This window comes from Streptomyces sp. NPDC002690, assembly GCF_053592415.1.
Window position 1 is genome coordinate 1 of the sequence record NZ_JBSFVR010000586.1, and the last position, 2,951, is coordinate 2,951.

The 2,951-nt window shown below is 70.7% G+C and carries 3 protein-coding genes; all 3 read left to right on the forward strand.

Annotation, left to right across the window (positions count from 1 at the left end):
• Positions 1-387: phosphopantetheine-binding protein (locus ACWD3D_RS35520; protein WP_451464800.1), on the forward strand; the 387-nt coding region annotated here is incomplete at its 5' end.
• A 36-nt stretch (positions 388-423) separates the two neighbouring features.
• Positions 424-1,638 (forward strand): NAD(P)/FAD-dependent oxidoreductase, encoded by a 1,215-nt coding sequence (locus ACWD3D_RS35525; protein ID WP_451464801.1) that lies wholly within the window; start codon positions 424-426, stop codon positions 1,636-1,638.
• Between the two features lie 177 nt (positions 1,639-1,815).
• On the forward strand, positions 1,816-2,951 hold a 1,136-nt coding region (locus ACWD3D_RS35530; protein ID WP_451464802.1), incomplete at its 3' end, for a beta-ketoacyl synthase N-terminal-like domain-containing protein.

The following is a 2,951-nucleotide window of genomic DNA, read 5'->3' on the forward strand; positions in this document are numbered from 1 at the left end:
CCCGGCGCCCGCCTGCGCCGCACCGGCGCCCTGGTCCGCCGCCGGCCCGACGGGCTGGAGTACCTCGGCCTGGCCGGCGACGCCGACAGCGCCGCGTCCCGCCGCGAGTACCGGGCCCCCGACACCCCCGGCGAGCAGCGACTCGCCGACTTGTTCGCCGAGGTGCTCGGCGTGGACCGGGTCGGCCTGGACGACGACTTCTTCGAACTCGGCGGGCACTCGCTGCGCGCCACCTGGCTGATCAGCCGTGTCCGCTCGGTGGTCGGCGTCACCGTGACGATGCGCACCATCTTCGAGAACCCGACGGTCGCGCAGCTGGAACCCGTCCTGCGGACTTCGGCGGCGACCGCCCGCCCGAGGCTGCGACGCATGAGGGAGGAGCAGTAATGGGCCAGGCCGGTGTCCACGCGCGGAGGCCGCGCCATGTATGACGTCGTGATCGTCGGCGCGCGCCCCGCCGGGGCGTCCGCGGCGCTCCTGCTGGCCCGGCAGGGCCGGAAGGTGCTTCTCGTCGACCGCATGGAGTTCCCCTCGGACATCATGTCCACGCTCTACATCCAGCCGCCGGGCGTGGCGTTGCTCGCCCGGTGGGGGCTGCTCGACGCGGTCGCCGCCTCGGGCTGCCCGGCGCTGGACACGGTGAGCTACGACGTCGCCGGGCTGCGGATCACCGCGCCGACCCCGCCGACGCCGTACTCGCCGGTCGTCTACGCGCCGCGCCGCCGGGTGCTCGACGACCTGATGGTGCGCGCGGCCGTCGAGGCGGGCGCCGAGTTCCGCGACCGGACGAACGTGCGGGCCCTGCTTCGCGACGGCGACCGGGTCGCCGGCGTCGAGGTCACCGGCCCGGACGGGCCCGAGTCGGTCCCGGCACGCCTGGTGATCGGCGCGGACGGCCAGAACTCCCGGGTAGCGGCCCTGGTCGACGCACCGATGCGAACAGTCGACCAGTTGGCCAGCTGCGTCTACTACAGCTGCTGGCAGGGCCTGGAGACCGGCTTCGGCTACCACGAGCGGCCGGAGAGCTGGATCGCCCGCATCCCCACCCAAGACGGCGTGACGATGATCGCGACGTACTTCCCCCAGCACCGGTTCGCGGAGCTCCGCCAGGAGCCGCTGGCCGCGCACCTGGCGACCATCGAGCACAACGCGCCGGACCTGCACGAGATGCTGGACGGCGCCGAACGGGTCGAGGGTCTGATCGGCACCGGCAACCAGCAGAACTTCTTCCGCCACGCCGACGGCCCCGGCTGGGCCTTGGTCGGCGACGCCGCACACCACGTCGACTCGATCACGGCGCGTGGCATCACCAACGCGCTGACCCAGGTCCAGCTGCTCGCCGACGCGCTCGCCGGACAGGACCTGGACGACGCCGCCGGGACGGACGCCTGCTTGGCCGGCTACGCCAAGGAGAGCTACGACACGCTCCGGGACCCGTATCAGGCGGCGCTGGACCTGGCGCGGCTGCGCGTCACCGACTCCCGGGTCGCGCTGCTGCGGGTGGTGGAGCAGTCCCCGGAGCTGGCCGACCGCTACTTCGCGATGGTCGCCGGACTCATCGACAAGACCGAGTTCTTCACCTCCGAGGTGGTGGCGCAGCTGCCCACCTCCGCGGAGTGGTCGAACCGGCTGCCCTGACCCGCGACGGCGGCCGCTCCGACCGTGCCCCGGGATCACCCGCGGCATGGCCGGGGCAGCCGCCGTTCGGCTGTGTCGGCGCTCTTCGGCCCTGAGCTTTTCTGAGACTTCCCTGAGAACCCCTCTCGACTTTTCTGACCCCCCGATCCGGAGATGGAGCTCGCTGTGGGTGCTTCCGTGGGCGCTTCCAACGAAGACCTTGTCGGCGCGCTTCGCCGTGCGGCGAAAGAGGTCTCGGCGCTGCGGCGTCGCAACGCCGAGCTGACCGCGAAGAACTCGGACCCGGTCGTGGTCGTGGGCATGGGCTGCCGTTATCCCGGCGGTGTGGACTCCCCGCAGGCGCTGTGGGAGTTGGTGCGTTCCGGTGGGGACGGCATCGGGGATTTCCCGGGGGATCGTGGCTGGGACGTCGATGGGTTGTTCGACCCGGACCCGGACGTGCCGGGCAGGACCTATGTGCGGCGTGGTGGGTTCCTGGCGGATGTTGCGGGGTTCGATGCCGGGTTCTTCGGGATTTCGCCGGCCGAGGCGGTGGCGATGGATCCGCAGCAGCGTTTGATGCTGGAGGTGTCCTGGGAGGCGTTCGAGCGGGCGGGCATCGATCCGTTGGGTCTGCGAGGTTCGCGGACCGGCGTGTTCGCCGGCGTCATGGGACACGACTACGGGCGAAGCGCGTCCGGTGACGGGGCCGAGGGCTTCGGCACCGGGGTGATGGAGGCTGTGGTCTCCGGCCGGCTTGCCTACGTCTTGGGTCTGGAGGGTCCTGCGGTCAGCGTTGACACGGCGTGTTCGTCGTCGTTGGTGACGATCCATCTGGCGGCGCAGGCTTTGCGGGGTGGTGAGTGTGATCTGGCGGTGGCGGGTGGTGTGACGGTGATGGCGACGCCGGAGACGTTTGTGGAGTTTTCGCGGCAGCGTGGTTTGGCGGTGGATGGCCGGTGTAAGGCGTTTGCGGAGGGTGCGGACGGGACCGGTTGGGGTGAGGGTGCCGGTGTGGTGTTGTTGGAACGGTTGTCGGATGCGCGGCGGTTGGGTCATCCGGTGTTGGCGGTGGTGGCTGGTTCGGCGGTGAATCAGGATGGTGCGTCGAATGGTCTGACGGCGCCGAACGGGCCGTCGCAGCAGCGGGTGATTCGTGCGGCGTTGGCGTCGGCCGGGCTGGGTGTTGGTGATGTGGATGTGGTGGAGGCGCATGGTACGGGGACGGTGCTGGGTGACCCGATCGAGGCGCAGGCGTTGCTGGCCACCTATGGTCAGCGTCCGGTTGGTGTTGAGCCGTTGTGGTTGGGGTCGTTGAAGTCGAACATCGGTCA